Annotated in this window: 17 protein-coding genes, 1 tRNA gene and 1 other RNA gene; 12 read left to right on the top strand and 7 right to left on the bottom strand. The window is 62.1% G+C overall.

Annotation, left to right across the window (positions count from 1 at the left end; all coding sequences use genetic code 11):
* The first annotated feature begins 73 nt into the window (after nt 1–73).
* Entirely contained in the window at nt 74–1,711 is a 1,638-nt protein-coding gene (aceB, locus tag ABEA12_RS04410) for a malate synthase A (protein ID WP_210102088.1), read from the top strand.
* 297 nt (nt 1,712–2,008) lie between these two features.
* Entirely contained in the window at nt 2,009–3,316 is a 1,308-nt protein-coding gene (locus tag ABEA12_RS04405; RefSeq protein WP_345466601.1) for an MFS transporter, read from the top strand.
* On the opposite strand, the gene ABEA12_RS04400 is transcribed toward ABEA12_RS04405, so the two are convergent.
* Nucleotides 3,200–3,868 (bottom strand): YoaK family protein, encoded by a 669-nt coding sequence (locus ABEA12_RS04400; RefSeq protein ID WP_210102089.1) that lies wholly within the window; start codon nt 3,866–3,868, stop codon nt 3,200–3,202. The genes ABEA12_RS04405 and ABEA12_RS04400 overlap by 117 nt on opposite strands.
* Nucleotides 3,869–4,139: 271 nt before the next feature.
* Between ABEA12_RS04400 and ABEA12_RS04395 the strand changes: the two genes are divergently transcribed.
* Together ABEA12_RS04395 and ABEA12_RS04390 are read left to right on the top strand one after the other, a co-directional pair.
* Nucleotides 4,140–5,504: an amino acid permease gene (locus ABEA12_RS04395; protein ID WP_345466650.1), complete on the top strand. Its 1,365-nt coding sequence runs from the start codon at nt 4,140–4,142 to the stop codon at nt 5,502–5,504.
* A 51-nt stretch (nt 5,505–5,555) separates the two neighbouring features.
* Complete coding sequence (locus tag ABEA12_RS04390) at nt 5,556–6,284, top strand: DsbA family oxidoreductase (RefSeq protein ID WP_210102091.1); 729 nt, start codon at nt 5,556–5,558, stop codon at nt 6,282–6,284.
* A 4-nt stretch (nt 6,285–6,288) separates the two neighbouring features.
* Here ABEA12_RS04390 and ABEA12_RS04385 read toward each other — a convergent pair whose 3' ends face one another.
* Nucleotides 6,289–6,936 carry a LytR C-terminal domain-containing protein gene (locus ABEA12_RS04385; protein WP_210102092.1) on the bottom strand — a complete coding sequence of 216 codons (648 nt, stop codon included), beginning with the start codon at nt 6,934–6,936 and terminating at the stop codon, nt 6,289–6,291.
* An 8-nt stretch (nt 6,937–6,944) separates the two neighbouring features.
* Nucleotides 6,945–7,244 (bottom strand): type II toxin-antitoxin system VapB family antitoxin, encoded by a 300-nt coding sequence (locus tag ABEA12_RS04380; RefSeq protein WP_210102093.1) that lies wholly within the window; start codon nt 7,242–7,244, stop codon nt 6,945–6,947.
* Between the two features lie 180 nt (nt 7,245–7,424).
* Here ABEA12_RS04380 and ABEA12_RS04375 point away from each other — a divergent pair, with 180 nt between their 5' ends.
* The 3 genes from ABEA12_RS04375 to ABEA12_RS04365 all read left to right on the top strand — a co-directional run bounded on the left by ABEA12_RS04375 (nt 7,425) and on the right by ABEA12_RS04365 (nt 11,108).
* Entirely contained in the window at nt 7,425–8,450 is a 1,026-nt protein-coding gene (locus ABEA12_RS04375; RefSeq protein WP_210102094.1) for an isopenicillin N synthase family dioxygenase, read from the top strand.
* A gap of 104 nt (nt 8,451–8,554) precedes the next feature.
* Nucleotides 8,555–10,324 (top strand): sensor histidine kinase, encoded by a 1,770-nt coding sequence (locus ABEA12_RS04370; protein WP_210102095.1) that lies wholly within the window; start codon nt 8,555–8,557, stop codon nt 10,322–10,324.
* Between the two features lie 379 nt (nt 10,325–10,703).
* Complete coding sequence (locus tag ABEA12_RS04365; protein ID WP_210102096.1) at nt 10,704–11,108, top strand: Hpt domain-containing protein; 405 nt, start codon at nt 10,704–10,706, stop codon at nt 11,106–11,108.
* Here ABEA12_RS04365 and ABEA12_RS04360 read toward each other — a convergent pair.
* Both ABEA12_RS04360 and ABEA12_RS04355 read right to left on the bottom strand, forming a co-directional pair.
* Nucleotides 11,098–11,874 carry a response regulator transcription factor gene (locus tag ABEA12_RS04360; protein ID WP_210102097.1) on the bottom strand — a complete coding sequence of 259 codons (777 nt, stop codon included), beginning with the start codon at nt 11,872–11,874 and terminating at the stop codon, nt 11,098–11,100. The two genes, ABEA12_RS04365 and ABEA12_RS04360, sit on opposite strands and share 11 nt — an antisense overlap.
* 149 nt (nt 11,875–12,023) lie before the next feature.
* Nucleotides 12,024–12,108, bottom strand: a tRNA-Ser gene (locus ABEA12_RS04355).
* 424 nt (nt 12,109–12,532) lie between these two features.
* Between ABEA12_RS04355 and ABEA12_RS04350 the strand changes: the two genes are divergently transcribed.
* From ABEA12_RS04350 to recR, 5 genes are all read left to right on the top strand, one after another.
* Nucleotides 12,533–13,867 (top strand): HNH endonuclease signature motif containing protein, encoded by a 1,335-nt coding sequence (locus ABEA12_RS04350; protein ID WP_210102098.1) that lies wholly within the window; start codon nt 12,533–12,535, stop codon nt 13,865–13,867.
* 54 nt (nt 13,868–13,921) lie between these two features.
* Nucleotides 13,922–14,018, top strand: an RNA gene (ffs, locus tag ABEA12_RS04345) — signal recognition particle sRNA small type.
* A gap of 63 nt (nt 14,019–14,081) precedes the next feature.
* Nucleotides 14,082–15,002, top strand: a complete 921-nt coding sequence (gene gluQRS, locus ABEA12_RS04340; protein WP_210102099.1) for a tRNA glutamyl-Q(34) synthetase GluQRS — start codon at nt 14,082–14,084, stop codon at nt 15,000–15,002.
* Nucleotides 15,003–15,012: 10 nt separating this feature from the next.
* Nucleotides 15,013–18,468, top strand: a complete 3,456-nt coding sequence (locus ABEA12_RS04335; RefSeq protein WP_345466591.1) for a DNA polymerase III subunit gamma and tau — start codon at nt 15,013–15,015, stop codon at nt 18,466–18,468.
* A gap of 108 nt (nt 18,469–18,576) precedes the next feature.
* Nucleotides 18,577–19,239, top strand: coding sequence for a recombination mediator RecR (recR, locus tag ABEA12_RS04330; protein WP_210102101.1), 663 nt, complete (start codon nt 18,577–18,579; stop codon nt 19,237–19,239).
* Between the two features lie 24 nt (nt 19,240–19,263).
* On the opposite strand, the gene ABEA12_RS04325 is transcribed toward recR, so the two are convergent.
* Together ABEA12_RS04325 and ABEA12_RS04320 are read right to left on the bottom strand one after the other, a co-directional pair.
* Complete coding sequence (locus tag ABEA12_RS04325; RefSeq protein ID WP_345466587.1) at nt 19,264–19,437, bottom strand: glycine cleavage T C-terminal barrel domain-containing protein; 174 nt, start codon at nt 19,435–19,437, stop codon at nt 19,264–19,266.
* Nucleotides 19,438–19,572 carry a hypothetical protein gene (locus ABEA12_RS04320; RefSeq protein WP_345466584.1) on the bottom strand — a complete coding sequence of 45 codons (135 nt, stop codon included), beginning with the start codon at nt 19,570–19,572 and terminating at the stop codon, nt 19,438–19,440.
* Between the last annotated feature and the right edge of the window lie 186 nt (nt 19,573–19,758).

The following is a 19,758-nucleotide window of genomic DNA, read 5'->3' as shown; positions in this document are numbered from 1 at the left end:
GGCCACCCGCACTACCCCGATTTCCCCAGGCACACCGCCACAGAGAAACTTGATTCAAGAAGGAGTCACAGCCATGAACGATCCAATCACCCTGAACGGTATTACTTTGGTCGCTGCCCCGGTCCGCCGGCAGGAAGAGATCCTCACTCCACAGGCGCTGGACTTCTTGGCCCAGCTCCACAAGGCATTCGACGCCCGTCGTGCCGAACTCATGCAGACCCGCCAGCTCAACCGCGCCCGCATCGCCAACGGCTCGGACCCCAAGTTCCGCCCGGAGACCAAGTCGATCCGCGACGACGAGACCTGGCAGGTTGCCCCGATCGCACCAGGCTTGGAGGACCGTCGCGTGGAAATCACCGGTCCTACCGACCGCAAGATGGCGATCAACGCACTGAACTCCGGCGCCAACGTCTGGCTGGCAGACCTCGAGGACTCCTCGACCCCCAGCTGGTCCAACGTCATCAACGGACAGCTGAACCTGCGGGCGGTACTCGATCGCAACATCGACTTCACTTCCCCCGAGGGCAAGGAATACAAGCTGACCGGTGAAAAGCTCACCGACATGCCCACCATCGTGGTTCGCCCGCGTGGCTGGCACCTGCCGGAGAAGAACCTGCTCGTTGGCGGCAAGCCGGTCTCCGGCGCCTTGGTTGACTTCGGCCTGTACTTCTTCCACAACGCACAGCGCCTGATCGCCCAGGGACGCGGACCCTACTTCTACCTGCCGAAGATCGAGAACCGCCTGGAGGCACGTCTCTGGAATGACGTCTTCGTCTTGGCGCAGGACCTCCTCGGTATCCCGCAGGGCACCATCCGTGCGACGGTCCTGATCGAAACGATCACCGCGGCCTTCGAGATGGAAGAGATCCTCTACGAACTGCGCGACCACGCAGCCGGCCTGAACGCAGGGCGCTGGGACTACATCTTCTCGATCATCAAGAACTTCCGTTCCCGTGGCCCGCGCTTCGTGCTTCCGGATCGCGGCATGGTCACCATGACAGCCCCGTTCATGCGCTCCTACACCGAGCAACTCGTTCGGGCCTGCCACCGTCGTGGTGCGATGGCCATCGGCGGCATGGCTGCCTTCATCCCCAATCGCAAGGACGAGGCAGTGAACACCGTGGCCTTCGAGAAGGTCCGTGCAGACAAGACCCGCGAAGCCAACGACGGCTTCGACGGCTCCTGGGTTGCACACCCGGACCTTGTCCCGGTGGCACGCGAGGTCTTCGACGCGGTGCTGGGCGGAAATCCGAACCAGCGTGAGCGCACCCGTGAGGATGTCGTTCCCGATGACAAGGAACTGCTGAACATCGCCGGGACCGAAGGCAAGATCACAGAGGGCGGCATCCGGAACAACATCGAGGTGGGCATCCGCTACATGGAAGCCTGGCTGCGTGGCAACGGCGCCGTTGCCATCCACAACCTCATGGAGGATGCGGCAACCGCCGAGATCTCGCGTTCGCAGATCTGGCAGTGGATCCAGCAGGCAGCCATCACCGACGAGGGTGAACTGGTTTCCCGCTCATGGGTTGAGGATCTTACCGAAGAGGAATTCGAGAAGCTCTCGCGCTTCGAGGGCGACCGTTTCGAGGACGCCCGCGAGATCTTCGAGGCATGCGCACTGCGTGAGGACTTCCCGACCTTCCTCACCGTCCAGGCCTACAACCGCTACCTGCGCGAAGCCAAGGCACTGACACCGGTCGGAGCCTGAACAATCTTCGGTGGCGGGGTCGAGGGGTCAGCGCAATGACGCGACAGCCCCTTGGATCCCGCCACCAAGAAACAACTCCATAAACTTCGATCGTCCCCACCGGCAGAGCTGCCTCAGGCGGGGACGATCGTTTTTTAACCTGGGAATCGTGCCAAAAGCGACGACACAACCAGCCGCTGTCGCCAATAACACCAACCCGTGTCGTCACCAAAGACCGAGCATCCAGGGGCACGGGCCGATAATGAGAGGTGGCGCCCGCGCGGGCCCGAAAGCCGCAAGAACGTCAGAAGGAGCCCGGTGAGCCAGCCCCACGATCCCCCAACGAAACTCTTCACCCGGGATTTCGTGCTTGCCGCCATGGCCAACCTTTTCATTTCCATGGTCTTCTACCTGTTGATGACCTCGATGGCACTCTACGCCGTTGACAGGTTCCAAGCATCCGACAGCGCCGCAGGGCTGGCTTCAAGCGTCTTCATCATCGGCTCGGTCACCGCACGCTTCTTCGCCGGCAAGCTGCTTCAGGTCCTGGGCCGCAAACGGTTGATGGTCATCTCCCTGTGCATCTATGTGCTGGCATCGGTGCTCTACATCTACAGCGATACGTTGTGGCTGCTGTTGATCGTGCGTTTTGTCCACGGCATTGCGTTCGGCGCCGGGAACACTGCCATCGCCACCGCCGTCCAAGCCATCATTCCGCCCGCACGGCGAAGCGAGGGAACGGGGTACTTCGGTCTTTCCACCACGCTTTCTACCGCGGCCGGCCCTTTCCTGGCGGTAGTGTTGGCAGCCAACGGCGACTACACTTCGGTATTTTTGTTTTGTACGGTTTCATCCGTCGCAGCCCTGGTCATCAGCCTGCTGATGCAGATGCCGGAGCCCGCGCGAATCCTTGAAAAGCCCGAAACCCACGCACGCCGAGGCAGCTTCATCCGGTCCATTATCAGCCCGGCCGCCCTGCCCATCTCATTGGTTCTGCTGGTCTGTGGCGTTGCCTACTCGGGGATCATCGCATTCTTGGCCCCTTTCCTGATTTCCCGTTCCATGGCGGAGGCGGCCAGCTGGTTCTTCCTTGTTTACGCCGTGACAGTATTGGCCTCCCGGCTCTTTGCCGGACGCATCCAGGACCGGCGGGGCGACAACGCGATCATGTATCCGTTGTTGGTCGTCTTCGCCTTGGGCATGGCCGCGCTGGCTTTCACCCCCAGTAACCTGACCGTCGCCGCAGCGGCAGCCTTGACGGGGTTTGGCTTCGGCGCACTGATGCCCTGCGCCCAGGCCATCGCAGTCTCCGCTGTTCCACCGGCAGAGTTGGGCGTGGCCACCTCGACGTTCTTCCTGATGTTGGACATCGGCATTGGGGTTGCTCATCCCCCACGTGGGATACAGGGGCATGTTCGGAATCCTTGCGGTACTTTCGGCGCTCGGGATCGGCCTATATTTCCAAGTACACGGCCGGCACGACCGCGCAATGCAGGGGTGGGGCGCATCCTAGCGAGGGTGCGCGAACTTCCGGCCGGGGCTGTCCCGCAGGAATGCCACGACGGTCCAAACAACGAGGGCGAGCGCCGCTACCCACAGGATGAGCAGTCCCGCCTGCAGGTATAGCATCGCCCCGGCAAAGGAACCGAACGTAATCATGGCCCACAGCGCACCATAGGGAAGCCACGCCCATTTGGGGCCACCCACCAGCGCCGTCGCCAGATGCTGACCCATCTTCACCAGCGCTCCGGTCATGTACGTCAAGCCAACGCTGACTTCACCCCTGCGTGTGTAGGTCGCGTTGATGGAGCCCATGGACATGGCCATCAATAGTGCCGTCCAAACGCCACCCGCGCCGTCCAGCGTTGTCAGTGCGGCGCCCAGCAGGAAGAGCGAAGACACCGAAAGCACTGCCCCGCGACGTTGGACCGAAGCCACTTGGCTGGCCAGGGTCGCAGCAGCCACTCCCAGCACAAAACCACCGACCAGTCCCATGGCCATCGCCCAGGCCCCGAAGTCGCCTTCGGCCAGGGAAGCACTCGACCTGGTGGAGTTGCCGCTCATGAAGGAAACGAAGTACCCGCCGAAGTGGATAAACGCCACTCCGTCAACGAAGCCGGCAATCGCCGTGAGTCCACTGGCAAAGGCGATTCCACGCCATCCCAAGGACCTAGCCACGCGTTTTTCTCCTCATCCGTGCCCCGTTATGAGGCAATGAGGCCTCGGGACAACCATCAAAAATATTGGGCAGGTGGTTTCAAGCAACGCTTGCCCGCCCCAACCAGTGTATTGACCCAACCTAACCACGGGTGATCCGCACCACCGGATCGGGGCCGAATCGCACTACCCATTTATCATTAGTTAAGCCCCTTCCACCCAAAGGTTTGTTTCCGTGCCCCATTTTGCCCAGGCGCTTGCCCGTGGCCTTAACGTCCGCCACGTCCGCTTCATGGCGCTTGGCTCGGCCATCGGTACCGGCTTGTTCTACGGATCCGCCGCGGCCATCCAGGCCGCTGGACCTGCGGTCCTGCTGGCTTACATGATCGGCGGCGCCGCGGTCTTCATGGTGATGCGTGCCTTGGGCGAGATGGCTGTGCGGCATCCGGTTTCCGGGTCCTTCGGACAGTACGCATCCAAGTACCTTGGCCCTTTCGCAGGGTTCATCACCGGTTGGACGTTCACGTTCGAAATGGCGATCGTGGCGCTTGCCGACGTCACGGCATTCGGCATCTACATGGGTTTCTGGTTTCCCGGCGTCCCGCGCTGGATCTGGATCCTCGCGGTGGTGTTCTTTATTGCCGCACTGAACATGATGAAGGTCAAAGTCTTTGGCGAGACGGAGTTCTGGCTCTCGCTGATCAAGGTCTCGGCCATCATCGCGATGATCATCGGCGGGATACTCATCGTGCTCTTCGGCTTCGGTCTGCCCGCCGAGGCGAAGCCCGGCTTCTCCACGTTGCTGGCTGCCGGCGGGTTCTTCCCCAACGGTTTCTGGGGCCTGCTGGCATCCTTCTCGATCGTCATGTTTGCCTTCGGCGGCATCGAAACCATCGGCATCACCGCCGGCGAGGCAGAGGACCCCAAGTCGGTGGTCCCGGCAGCGATCAACACCGTGCCGGTGCGTATCTTGCTCTTCTACATCTGCACACTGGGCGTGCTGATGATGATCTATCCGTGGAACGAGATCGGCACCGAGGGCAGCCCCTTCGTTCAGATCTTCGACAACCTAGGCATTCCCGCAGCGGCACATATCCTCAATGCCGTCGTGATCACCGCAGCGATCTCCGCCATCAACTCCGACATCTTCGGTGCAGGGCGGATGATGTTCGGGTTGGCCCAGCAGGGCCACGCCCCGGCGTCCTTCGCAAAGATCTCCCGCAACGGTGTCCCGTGGATGAGCGTGCTGACAATGGGAATCGTGCTGCTGGTCGGGGTCGTGCTCAACGCGTTGCTGCCCGAGTCGCTGTTTTTGATCATCGCCTCGATCGCCACCTTCGCCACGGTATGGGTTTGGGTCATGATCATGCTTTCGCACATCGCCATGAAGCGGGAGATCAAACGGGAGTCCTTGCCGGAGTCCGAGTTCCCGTCGCCTTGGTGGCCCGTCGCATCCTATGCGGCGCTCGGGTTCATGGGGTTCGTAATCGTACTCTTGGGCCTCATTCCGGGCACCCGCATTGCGCTGGTCGTGGGAACCGTGTGGATCGGGTTGCTCTTCGTTGCCTACAAGACGTGGGTGCGGGGCAACGGCCTCGAACGCGCCGAACTCGAAGACGAGACCGGACGCGAGTACGCGTCAGTCAACTCCAACTGACCGCCTCCCCGGGAAGGGAATATCGGCCCGTGGGTCGCCGTTGTCCAAGACATGACCAAAACACGCTTGAACGTTGACATCTATTCCGACATTGCCTGCCCATGGTGCTTCATTGGCAAGCGTCGTTTCGAGAAGGCCGTCGCTGCTCTTCCATTTGGTGAAAATATCGACGTGAAATGGCACGCGTTCCAGCTTGACCCTTCGGCACCAGAACATTTCGAGGGAAGCGGAGCCGACTACTTCGTCAAAGAACAGGGCATGCCCGCCGAGCAGATCGAAGGAATGCTGGAACATGTTTCCGCCCAGGCCGCCGCCGAGGGCCTTTCCTTCGACATGGCTTCAGTGCGTCCCACCAATTCCTTCACCGCCTTGCGGCTGCTGGCACTGGCCAAGGAACGCGATCTCGGGGCCGCAATGAAGGAAGCCCTGCTATCGGCACACTTTGAAAAGGGCGTGGATACCGGTAGCAGGCAAGCGCTGCAGCGCATCGCCGACTCGGTGGGCCTGGATCCTTTGGAATCCGCTGAGGTTCTCGCCGGCGAGAAGTACGCCGAGGCGGTACGCGCCGATGGGATTCGCGGCCGCGAGCTGGGTGTAAGCGGCGTGCCGTTCTTCGTGTTGGAAGACAGGTACGGAATTTCCGGCGCTCAGCCTTCGGAGGTCTTTGAACAAGCCCTACGCCAGGTCTGGGACGAAATCAGCGCTGAAACAGAAAGCCTGAAGCTGATCAGCTCCGTTTCACCCGACGGCGAGGCATGCGGTCCCGAGGGCTGCAGCTAACCCCTTACCCGTTCTTTTTCTCCTTGGGCTTCGGCGGGGTGCATCCCAGTTTCCCGGGTTTCTTGTTGACCTTTTTGTCCTTGACCAAGTCCTTGTACTTGGTGCCGATGACCAAGTCGACGGTCGCGCCCGGACGCTTTGCGTCAAAGACGTAGACCAGGTCCTTGATGTTCCGCTGCATACTCATGGCCTGTGCGTAGCCATCGGGCCCGGAAATCACTGCGCCAACTACGTCGACGTCTGAGATCCGGGCATTGCCCACCTCGCCCACGGTGAACCCACGCTTTTTCAGCTTCGTCCCCGTGGCACCGGCCAAGCCTGACACCTGGGTGGCATTCATGACGTTCACCGTCATCTTGCCCGGATCGATGTAGCTGAATTCAGTGGTGGGGCAGGCTTCCACTTCGGTAACGGGCGTCTCGGCCACCGGCCGGGGTTCGAGCGCATCGATGACAACGGCACGGGTATTGACCAGGTAGGCCAGGACAACGGCGGCAACAAGGGCTAAAAGCACAATAACCAGGATGATCCCGTGGCGGATCGTGCGCCGGCGCTTGATGCGCGCATCGGTCGTAAATGCCGGGCTCGCCAACTCGTCCTCCGAGATGATTCGGTGGCCATGCCAGTCGTGTGGATCCTTGTTGCGCGCCACTGTTCGCCCTAGTTTTCCAGCACCAGCACACGTGCGTGCAGTATCGAACGTTGGTGCAGGGCGGTGCGCACTGCCCGGTGCAGCCCGTCTTCAAGGTAGCGCGTCCCCCGCCACTGCACGACGTGCGGGAACAGGTCCCCGAAAAACGTGGAGTCCTCGGCCAGCAGCGCTGCGAGGTCCAGCGTGCTCTTGGTGGTCACGAGCTCGTCAAGGCGCACCTGCGTGGGGGCAACGGCCGCCCAGTCCTTGGGGGTGAGGTAGCCGTGCTCGGGGTACGGGCGCGAATCGCCGACAGATTTGAAGATCACTTGACCAGCTTAGGAAACTTCTAGCCACATGTGGCCCGATTTGCTCCTTTTCGTGCGAGTCGCGCAACTATTCGGTGGATCCACGGTGCACGTCAAGGGCCATGACGCATTGATTCACAGTCCGGAACGTGAAGTAACTTTCGATCCTACAAACCGGAAGCTCGGGTGCATTCTTGATCCATGACTACAGTTCTCACCACAGTCCCCGTACTAGACATGTCCACGGCACGCCGTGCCGATGGAACATTCGACGAAGATTTCATTGCGTCGCTGCGTGATGCGGCCCATCGCGTGGGGTTCTTCCAGATCACCGGGTTTGGTGCCGCCGAAGGCACAACGCAGGAACTCCTCAAGACCTTGGCCGGGTTCTTCGCCCTTCCGGTGGATTCGAAACTGAAGTTGGACAACCGCACTTCGGCGCAGTTCCGGGGATACACCCGACTGGGCGCAGAAATCACCCGCGGCAGGGCGGACTCCCGGGAACAGATCGACTACGGTCCCGAACGCAAGGTCCTCTCCAGGGTCCCGGACGATTCCCCCCACCTGAACCTGCAAGGCCCCAACCAGTGGCCGGCAGACTTCCCCCGCCTTGAATCTGCCGCGATGGACTGGGCCTCACTGATGAACAAGGTGGGTGCAGAGCTGCTTTCCGGGCTGGCCGTGGGCTTGGGTCTGCCCGAACGGTACTTCGAGGAACCCTTCGCCCATGCTCCCGCGTGGATGGGAAAACTGGTTCACTACGTCGGCGGCGGAATCGTCCCCGGGGCAGGCAGCCAAGGCGTGGGAGCACACGCCGACTACGGTTTCATCACCTTGCTGCTACAGGACTCCGTGGGAGGACTGGAAGTACAGCCATACGGACAAGACCAGTGGATCGAGGTCGAACCGATTGAAGGCGCATTGGTCGTCAACATCGGCGAGATGCTCGAAGTCGCTACCAATGGTTACCTGATGGCGACCATCCACCGGGTCACCGCTCCCCCTGCCGGTGTAGACCGCTACTCTGTTCCCTTCTTCTACTCCCCCCGGCTCGACTCGGTCATTGGCACCGTCCCGCTGTCCGCCGAACTTGCCGCCGAGGCCCGCGGCGTCTCCGCGGATCCGGGGAACCCGATGCTCGCCTCCTACGGTGCCAATGTTCTCAAGGGTTGGCTTCGTGCCCACCCGCAGACGGCCCGCGCGCATTACCCTGCCCTAGTGAACTAGCCACTTCGGTTCTGGCGCGGGGAAAAGAAGGCCTCGGCGCTTGCCGCCGCCCGGAAGTTCTTGCGTGTCCCACACCGGGCCCACCAAGAATCTATGCTGTATCTATGAGTGCCACACAAACCGGCGATCAGCGCCATGTCAAACACTGGTTGCCGGCATTGGTCGCAAGGATCGCCACCAAGGGCGTCCCGTTTGCCGACCTGTCGCTGCGGCGCAAGGTCGGCTGGTCGCAAACACCGGTGTTCCTGGCGGTGGCCATTGCCTGCATGTTGGCCGCTTTCATTTCACCCGCGGAAGTCTTCACCGACCCCTTCTTCCTCGCAGGGGTGTCCCTGACCGTGCTGAACACGGTGTTGGCATGGGCCCTCCCGTGGAAGGCCATGGGACCCGAACAGGTCTACCTCACAATTGCGGCCTCGGGGCTTGTTGCTGCCGTCTTGATGGCGATGGGAGCCTATCCTTGGGTCAGTGGGGTAAGCCTGCTGGCAGCCTTTCCGATTTTCTGGTTCGCCTGGTCCGGTTTCGTTCCGCGCTTGACCTTGCTGCTCTCGTTCACGGTGCCCTTGGCAACAATTTGGCTGCAGCTGTTGCACCACGAAGTCCCTCTCACCTTTGAGGCGATGATCAAGCCGATGCTTGTTCCCTTGCTCATCCTCGCGCTGGCCACCACAACGGTCATCGCCGAACACAACTCCGCCTTGATGGAACAGAAGCTGCGCACCACCTTGACCGACAGCCGACGCCAAACACATCTGCTCAACGCCGTGCTCAATGCGGCCAACGTGGGTGTCGTGGTGGTGGATCGCGACGGCGGCGACGTGTTCATGAATGATGTCCAACGCTTCCAGCACCGCTATGCAACTCCCGAGGGGAACCCCGACCCCAACGAATCAGAGCTGCTCGTGCACGCAGTCACCCCGGACTATGAGCCGGTTACCGAGCTGTTGGAACCCCGCAACCGGCCAGTGGTTCGCGCAATTCGCCAGGAAGAGTTCACGGACGAGCTCTTTACGTTGGGTCCGCTGGAGAACCCCATGTACCTCTCCACCTCGGCACGCTCGTTTTTTGACGAGGAAGGGGAATACGATGGCGCGGTAACCATGTTCAAGAACATCACCCCGCTTATCGAAGCCTCAAAGACCAGGGATCGTTTTCTGGCCAACGTGAGCCACGAGCTTCGCACCCCGCTGACTTCGATCCTGGGTTATGTGGAACTGCTCGAGGACGAAACGGAGCTCACCGATGCCCAGCGCCAGTCGGTAGGCGTGATCACCAGGAACTCGGAACGAATGCTGCATATGGTCAACGACCTGCTCGCTGCTGCCGCCGGACAACACCAGGTAAATATTGTCGCCATGGATCTGGGCGAAGTCATCCATGCGCAAATCCAGTCCCTGAGACCGCGTGCAGAAACCGCGGGAATCTCCCTGATCGAAGGGAACCTGTGCCACGAGCTGGTGTTGGGTGACCCGTTGCGATTGGCACAGGTGGTGGACAACCTCGTGTCCAACGCCATCAAATACACCAAGGCCGGCGGTACGGTGACGGTGGGGATGGGTTGTGACAGCAACGAAATCAGGTTCGGGATCAGCGACACCGGCCAAGGGATGTCCCAAGACGACGTCGACGGCCTTTTCACCCGGTTCTTCCGCACAGATGAGGCACGGCGTTCGGGTCTGCCGGGGGTTGGCCTGGGGCTGGCGATCAGCCAGGAACTGGTCGCGGCCCACGGTGGGAAAATCAAGGTGGAAAGCCAGCTGGGTCGTGGAACCACAATGACTGTCATCATGCCGCGCAAAAACGCCGGCAATGCCACACGCTCCTTGGCCCAATCCCTTGGTTTGCCCTCGGTACGCCCTGGAGAACCGCGCTGACGCCATGGCATACACCAAAGGCGTGGGTGCCGGATTCCTCTGGCGCCCACGCCTTTCAACGTTCGTACGTTTCTCTCGAGCCCCCAAGACACGAGAGATGAACCATCAACCCAGGTTCTTCGTATCCACTCACACCCCCAAGATGTGAGAGGTGAACCTTGAACTGGCACCGGGGATTCATCAGTTTCCCCTTTGGCCCAGAGGAATCGAGTGAACTACTCCGCCGGACAACAACCAGTATTACCTGCCAACATCAAGTTTTCATCCATACGCGGACAATATCGCCGCACAGTATCCTCAAGAATAACGGTTTGATACTTGAGCGTTCCTTGAGCATATTTGGGGTTCGATCGTGAGCTTCGCGCTCCATGATGTAACCATGACGTTGCATCCTTTTTCCCAAGACTCCGCGGTGTGCACCCGGACGCTGGGGAAACTGTGCTCCGAGCTTGGGACCGAACCCGTCATGAACTTCATTTCGCAGTTCCATCTGCTGTGGCCCACGCGCGTCGCCAGGTTGCACAACGCGCTTGCCTCCCATGACCGTTCCATTGGTGAAGATTCCGCCCTATCGATGAAGTCAGCGGCAACCATGGCAGGGGCCCACGATCTGGCCCATCTCGCGCACTTGCTGCATGCGGCCTTCCGCGATGGCGATCAGGGTGCACAGTGCTCCCTCATCAGCCGCATCGAGGCAGCGGGGACCGGGATCCTCTCGGTGCTGGAAGAACCCAAGTTCGCCGAGCATGCACTTCTGAGCTACATGGGCTTCGTTAGCGCCTGATGACGGATCGGTATCCCACGCCGCGCACCGTTTCTATCCAGCGCGGCTCATGGGCGGAGTCCCCGAGCTTGCGACGCAGGTTGCCCATATGCACCTCCACCGAACGCTCATCGGCTGACGAGACGTAGGTTCCCGCGTCGAAATCCTCATTGCGCAGCCGCCTGACCAGTTCCGGCTTGGTCCGGATATGGCCCCGGGCCCCCAACAAGGAATCAAGCAACGTGAACTCGGTCGGAGTGACGCTTTTCGCGTCCCCGTCAACGTGAACGGTGTATGTGGCTACATTCATTTCCAGCCCGTTGAGCGCGCGCAGGTGGGCCTGGTCAACGATGTCCGGCTCGGCAGTCGATGCCTTTTCCTTCGATGCGATGTTGCGCGAGGTTCCCATCGGGCTGGTGCGTCGGCGCATGATCGCATCGACCCTGGCGCGCAGCTCCCGCGGACGAAATGGCTTGGTCACATACTCGTCCGCTCCCGACTCAAGGCCCAAAACCGTGTCGATCTCGTCGGATCTGGCCGTCAGCATGAGTATGTGTGCATCGGAAATCACACGAATGCGACGAGCTGTCTCAAACCCATCGATGTCAGGCAACCCGATATCGAGGGTCACCAGGTCGGGGTTGTGGGCACCCACCATTTCCACACCCAAGGCTCCGGTCTCGGCGGAGTGGACGTCAAAGCCTGATTGCTGCAATACAACCTCAAGCAATCCCCGGATATCTGCGTCGTCTTCCACAATCACTGCGGCACGGCGTTCGCTCGCCACATCTACCCCTTAAGGTTGCACTCGCTGACGAGACGGCATCCCCGCCATCGCACTATCCGTTAGTCTAACGATTTCCGGACCAGTGTTGTGCAACTTAAACGGAATCGGTCTTGACTTGATTTCTCAAGTCAAGACCGATTCCGTATCCGCGGAGGATGGGGGATTTGAACCCCCGAGGGCGTGAACCCAACACGCGTTCCAGGCGTGCGCCATAGGCCGCTAGGCGAATCCTCCAGCTTGCTCCAAAGAGCAGGTTCCAGCATAGCGGAGATTTTCAACGACAACTAATCCATGCCCCGAGACCGATCCCAGGGAACCGATCATCGATCATGGCGGGCCTCCCGCACAGGCGCTTGTCGTGTGCGCGAGTCTCCACCGCTGGTCGATGCCTGGGCACTGGAACAACCATCTCGGGGTTCACTGGACCATGGGTAAGTTTGCGGCACATCAGGACAATTCTGGCCCCTGGGAGGGCATCGCACCACCTGCCGGGTCACGATTTTACTGCGGGCTGCACGGCTTCTGGGCCACCTGCACCGAAGGCTTCCTGGGACGGGAGCCGCTCGCACGCGCAGTTGCGAAACTCACTTCCACCCAATGCCCCCGGACCCCCGGCCAAGGACTCGAGCAGCTACGGGCCCTCGCAAGGATCCGTGCGATGGTGGACGGACTGGAGTCCACCTTGCTTGCCGACACCAGCGAGATGGTTCAACGGGGCATGCCAACCCCGCTGTCGGAGGAAAACCCCACCCTTTTCGACTACAAGCAGGAGGTCGAGGAACACGGATATCCGTTGCTGAGCGGGGACCGGGACCTGAACCGGTCCTCGTTAGTGGCAGAGGCCGCCATCGTCACCAGGACTTCCGAGCGCTCCACCTTCAACAGGTTGGCAACGGCCGAGGGGTTGCGCAACGTGCACGAACGTTCGCTCTTTGCCTTATACACCGGAAGCATCACTTCACGTACCGCCGCGGCGCTGGTAAAGCAGACCCAAGGCATCCCCCGGGCAACAGCCCGGCAGATCGAAGCGATCTTGCTACCAACCGCGGCAACGGCTTCGGATGCGTCGATGGCGCTGCGCATCAAGCGTGCCAGGGAACGGTTGCACCCGGAAGCAGCGTCGGACCGCCGCTCGCGGGCGGAAACGGGGCGTTCACTCATGTGGTGGCCCGAGCCCGACGGGATGGCAGTGCTGCAGGCCTACCTGCCGGCCGAGGACGTGCTCTCTATCTACAACACCGTTTCCATGCATTCGAACCTGCTGGCCTCAAGTGAAGAGCAGCGGCCGCTGGGCCAGCTTCGCGCCGACGTGTTTCGGGATTCGTTGATCGAGGGGTGGCCCGGACAGCATGCCAAGAAGCAGCCGCCCTTTGTGGGGCTCACCATTCCTGCACTGCAACTGCTCACAGACCCCGAACGCGGGACCGCCAATCTTGAGGGGTACGGGCCCATACCGATCGGGGCCGCCTTGCTGCTGGCTGCCCGGGCTCCGACGCTAAGGGCCATACTCACCGACCCCTGGACGGGATCCGTGCTGGACCTGGGCCGCAAACGATACAAGCCCTCAAAGGCACTGCGTGATTTCCTGCGGGTGCGAGACGAACACTGCCGCTTCCCCGGGTGCAGGCGCGCACCGGAGTCCTCCGAGTTCGACCACATCGAGGATTGGGCAGCGGGAGGTGTGACCTCGACGCAGAACGCCCAGTTGTTGTGCAAACGGCACCAGATCTACAAGCACGTGCTGGGGTGGCGGGCCGTCCACTTGGGCAACGGCTCGTTGCAATGGCGGACTCCGCACGGGGTAACCGAGCTGGAGCTGCCCGACGGGCTGCTATATCCACGCGCACTGGGCCCGGAACCCACGCCGATCCAGGCGATGTTGCCAGGGACCTCCATCGACGCGCAGGCCAAGAGGTTGCTGTGCTGGGACGAGACGGCCGAGATTCCCGGGATCCCTGACACCGGGCCCGAACCGCGTGACGGGGACGGGTGAGCCTTCTGGCAGCAGCGGATTTCAAGCCGGGGCCCTACCTCGGGTATACTATTTGACGGCCCCTCATGTGGTGTCATCCTGTCGAACTCCCCCAGGACCGGAAGGTAGCAAGGGTAGATGGGCTCTGGCAGGTGCATGAGGGGCCTTTACTGTTTCCCCGTGTGCGCGTTGACCCATCCACGCCGAGCCCGGGAATCGACAAGGGAGTAGGTCCATGGGTGCCGGACGGTTCGCTCCCAGCCCCTCCGGGGAACTGCACCTGGGCAATTTGCGTACCGCGGTCCTTGCCTGGCTCTTCGCCAAGTCCACAAACCGTGAATTCCTGATGCGCATAGAAGATCTTGACCGCGCACGCGCCGGCGCCGAGGCAATCCAGCTCGGCGACCTGAGCGCCCTGGGATTGACCTGGGACGGCCCGATCACAAGGCAAAGCCAGCGTCTCCCCTTGTACGCCAGCGCCGTTTCGCAACTTCGGGACCGCGACCGGCTCTATGAATGCTTCTGCACCCGGCGTGACATTGCCGAGGCTGCCAGCGCCCCGCATGCCGCACCCGGCACTTACCCAGGGACCTGCCGAAACCTGACCGAGAGCGAACGCGCCGCGAAGCGGGAACTGCGTCCTGCTGCTTGGCGCCTGCGTACACAGAAGGACACTTTCACGGTCACTGACGTGCTGCACGGGCAGTACACCGGAACGGTGGACGACTTCGTGGTGTTGCGCAGCGACGGGGTCCCGGCCTACAACCTTGCGGTGGTGGTTGACGACGCCGCCCAGGGAATCGACCAGGTGGTGCGCGGCGACGACCTGCTTTCCTCTGCCCCGCGCCAGGGGTACCTGGCCGGAGTGCTCGGCCATGAGCCGCCAACCTACGCCCATGTCCAACTGGCCCTGAATTCGGCAGGCAAGCGCCTGGCAAAGCGCGACGGGTCGGTGACCCTGGGGCAGTTGGCCAACGAGGGCACCGTCGCTGCAGCCGCACGTACCTTGATCCTCAACTCGTTGGGTTTGCCCGCCGAGTCACTCGATGCTGCGCTGGCTGCCTTCGATCCAGCACGACTGCCCACGCATCCGTGGGTCTTCACAACCGACCGGGAGGGGGCGCACGGGATGCGCATCCCGCCGGAAAACCGATAGGGTGGCCCTCGTGAGTACAGCTCTTTACCGTCGCTACCGTCCAGACACTTTTGCGGATGTGATCGGGCAGGAACATGTCACCACACCGCTGATGAAGGCCCTGGAAAAAAACCGGGTCAACCATGCCTATCTCTTCTCGGGTCCGCGCGGCTGTGGCAAGACAACGTCCGCCCGCATCCTTGCCCGCTGCCTGAACTGTGCCCAGGGACCAACCCCGACCCCGTGCGGCACTTGCCCCAGCTGCATCGAGCTTGCCAGCGGCGGCCCTGGGTCCCTCGACGTTATCGAGATCGACGCGGCCTCGCACGGCGGTGTCGACGACGCACGTGACCTGCGTGAACGCGCGACGTTCGCCCCGGTGCGCGATCGGTACAAGATCTTCATCATCGACGAAGCCCACATGGTCACTTCGGCCGGTTTCAATGCGCTGCTGAAGATCGTAGAAGAGCCGCCGGAGCACATCAAGTTCATCTTCGCCACGACCGAGCCGGACAAGGTCATCGGCACCATCCGCTCACGCACCCATCACTACCCCTTCCGGTTGGTGCCGCCAGAGCCGCTGATCAAGTACCTCGAGTACCTCTCCGCGGCCGAGGGCGTCACCGTGGCCCCCGGAGTACTCTCACTGGTCATCCGCGCAGGCGGCGGTTCGGTCCGGGACTCGCTCTCGGTGCTGGATCAGTTGATTGCCGGAGCCGGGCCAGAAGGCCTGGACTACGAGCTAGCAGTTTCGCTTCTTGGATACACCCACGCCACGTTGCTCGACGACGTGGTCGACGCGCTGGGCGCCGGTGATGCGGCCACCGTGTTTTCGGCAGTGGACCGCGTCGTCCAGACCGGCCATGATCCGCGTCGTTTCGTCGAGGACCTGCTGGAACGATTCAGGGACCTGATCATTGTGCGTGCGGTTCCCGAGAACGCATCGCAGATCATTCGCGGATTGCCCGAGGACCAGCTTCACCGGATGCAGGCCCAGGCCGCCGGGCTCGGCCAGGCCGAGCTCAGCCGTTGGGCCGACGTCACCAATGCCGGTCTGACAGAGATGACCGGGGCGACTTCGCCTCGGCTGCACCTCGAGCTGCTTTGTGCCCGCTTGCTGCTTCCTGCATCCGATGCCTCCGAACGTGGCTACAACGCACGCATGGATCGCATTGAACGCCGTTTGGCACAAGCAGGTGACGACCTTTCCTTGGACCCAAGCGATGTCTCGGGCATGACTGGCCAGCATGGCTCCGGCCTAGGCTACGAAGGAGAATCCTCCGGCCAGGGCGCCGCGTCGGTACGTGAAGCGCTGCGCGCTGCCCGCGCACAAAAGGGAAGCGACACACCGTCCGAAGCCTTCGCCGAGCCTTTGACGCGACCCGCACCTTCACAACCCACTGCATCACCAGTTCCCTCGCCGCCCTCGGCACCTTCCTCGTCAACCCCCCAGGCATATGCTTCCTCGGCTTCTGAGGCAGCGTCTTCCCCGACGAGCCCCGCGGCGCCGGCTCCCCCGGCTCCTGCCGGGGAGACAGCCGAGAACTCCTCTGATTGGGGAGGCATCTGGGGCCCCGTACCAGATGGTCCCGTCAACCCGGTCACCGAGCCGGTATCCGCTGCGCAAGGGTCCCCAGTGAACCCGCCGGCAGATGTGCCACCCTTCAGCATTCTGCCCGATCGCGCTGCAGAGACCAGTGACGAAGCTGCGGCACCCGCCCCGGAGCCCGCACCTATCCAGCAGAACCAAGCCATGGCAGATTTCGCCAAGAAGGTCAAGGAAGATCAGGCGGCCAGCGAGCGCGCTGCAGCCGAACAAGCCGCGGCCGAACGTGTTGCGCAGGAAAAAGCTGCTGCAGAACGAAGTGCTGCCCAGGAACGAGCCGCGCAGCAACAGTCGCAGCCCCCTACGCAGCAGCAGAATCAGGTGCACCAACAACCAGCCCAACAACATCAACAAACCGCTACTCAACAGCAACAGCAAGCCTCCACACAACAGCTTCCGGCTCAGCAACAGCAAAGCCGGGCACCACAACAGCAGCCACCGCATCAGCCCCAGGCTGCACAGCCCGAGCGCAGCCGAGCTCCAGCAGCGCAATCCGGCGGCGCCGGCTCCGTGGAAATGTTCCGTCGGGCATGGCCCGACATCATGGAGGAACTAAAGAGCAACAAGCGGTTCGTCTGGATGATGGTGGCACCGAACGCCTCCGTCACGGGGTTTGACGGTCGTACGCTGACAGTGAGCTTTGCCCACACGGGCGCCTTGAATGCGTTTACCGGCCGAGCGGAGAATCTCGCGATTCTGGGGCAGAGCATCCAGAAGGTGCTCAGCGTGAACATTGAATTGGTTGTCACCGAGGGAGATTCCGCACCTGCGGGTGGTTCTGGCCCAAAAGTTGATCGCCGGCCCGAGCCGGCGGTGACCACAGGTCCAGCTGAATCCGCACCACAGCAGCACACCGCCCCCTCCTCTTCCAGTGCGCCCGCTCCAACCCAACCCGGCAGGAGCTCGGCAACGCAGTCCGGCACCCGGAGCGCAGCCGAGCCGCCTTCAGCGCCAACTGCACAATCCCCTTCCGGAACGCCTCCTCCAAGCCAACCCGGGTGGGGCTCCGCAACGCAGTCCAGCACCCGGAGCACATCTGGGGCATCCGAGACACCAACTGCACAGCCACTTTCCCGTGAACCCGCTGCACCACGACCGGCCAGCCAACAACCCGCATCGGAATCTGCAGCGCCAGCCCCGGCATCGACGCAACAGTCCGTCACTGCCTCGACCGACGACGAGCAGGGTTTCGGCTCGGAACCGACATGGGATTCCGAGCCATGGGACGACGACGGCGGCGACTGGGATGCATCCAACGTTCCCGTTCCCGACTGGGAAGGGGACCAGCGATCCGCGGCCACCGAACCCGAAGCAGGCAGGACCACCGCACCCAAATCATCCGCTCCCGCCAGCTCGCCGCCGACGACACCCAAGGGATACGTTGCCCCGACCCCGTCATTCGGCGTCGCAGACCGTCCCGTCGCGCCTCCTCCGGGTGCATCCGCTGCGACTTGGGGCATGCCCGTCACGGCCCCGGCTCCAGCCGCTGCGGAACCCGGCACTCCCGTGCCCCCCAACAACGGCAAACTCAGCCGCTACCAGCGGCTGATGAACCGCGCAGCGGGGATCGTCGATTCCGGTCCCGCGCCTGTCCATGCCCCGATCACCACCGATCCGGCCGCCGGGGCCTGGGGCAACCCCGATGACGCCCCTGATTTCGCCCGTCCGCGCCCAACGCCCGAAGCGAACCAAGGGGCACGGAAGCCCGCTGCACCCATAGAATTGGATGAGACGGAGTTTGTCCCCAGTGACGAGGACATCGAGATCGAGGATTCCTCGCTTATCGGAGTACCGGCCATCGAGCGCATACTCAACGGCCGAATCATCGAGGAACGCGATGCCCAGGGCAACGTGATCGAGCGACCCAACCGCCCTCGCTGATTCCACGTGTTTTACCACGGCCGGGATCAAGCGTGGTGCCAGGCATGTAGTGTCTGCTGCACGGACAATGAATGTACGGAACGGCAAGATTAGGCAGTGTGAAACCAAGTGTACGAAGGCGCAGTCCAAGAACTGATTGACGAGTTGGGAAGGCTTCCGGGTATTGGCCCCAAGTCCGCCCAACGCATTGCCTTCCATATCCTCGAGGCTGACGCGGAGGACATGAAGGCACTGGCCCAGGCCATCTCCGTGGTCAAGGAACGCGTGAAGTTCTGCGTCGTGTGCTTCAACGTCTCCGAATCCAAGATGTGCTCCATCTGCCGTGACGAACGCCGCGGAGATGACATCATCTGCGTGGTCGAAGAGTCCAAGGACGTCATCGCCATCGAGCGTTCGCGTGCCTTCACCGGCCGGTACCACGTGCTTGGCGGTGCCATCAACCCGATCAACGGGATCGGCCCTGAGGAGTTGCACATCCGCGAGCTGATTTCCCGGCTCGGCGACGAACGTATCACCGAGATCATCCTTGCCACCGACCCCAACCTTGAAGGCGAGGCGACGGCCACCTACCTGGTTCGCACCCTGCGTCCACTTGGCTTGAAGATCAGCAGGCTGGCCTCCGGGCTTCCTGTGGGAGGGGACCTCGAATACGCCGACGAAGTTACTCTGGCCCGCGCCATCGAGGGGCGCCGCAACACAGCCCCTTCTGCACCCGCTGCCCCGTTGGTCCGTACCGCAAAGCCTGCCGTGGAGCCCGTTTCCGCCTCCTGAGACGCGATCTTCCAGGCACGGCCGTTAGCCGCGCAAACGCCCCATCTTCGGGTCGAAGAGCGGGTCCGCAGTCACCGTCGCCGGAATCAACCGGCCAAAGTACTGGATCTGGGCTTGGTCTCCCTCAACAGTTTCAGCAGGAATCCACGCGTACGCCAGCGGGGTGTGCACTGTAAAACCGTAAGCGGCGCTCGTCACTTATCCGGACGGGGTGCTGTCGATGAACACCGGTTCCTGGCCCAGCACCATCGATTTTCCGTCGTCCACGACCAGGCGGCGCAGGGCCCGATCTCCGGGTTTCCCGCGCAACGAGGAGATCGCTTCGGCCCCCAAAAAGCCCGTTTTTCCTTGGCTATGGAGAAGCCAAGACCGGATTCGACCGGGTTGTGCTCGGGGGGGTGCCCCTATCTTTTTCGCAAGTCCTTTTCGGGTTTTTCCCGGAAAATGTTTGGGGATCTCGGAACCGGCGTTTTTGGGCATGGCTTCGCGGCCTGACCCGGCGGCGTGGGGTCGGACTTT

The organism is Paeniglutamicibacter antarcticus, from assembly GCF_039544305.1.
Classification (GTDB): Bacteria; Actinomycetota; Actinomycetes; order Actinomycetales; family Micrococcaceae; genus Paeniglutamicibacter; species Paeniglutamicibacter antarcticus_C.
Note: the sequence above shows the minus strand (reverse complement) of the source record. Positions and strands in the feature narration are given on the sequence as shown.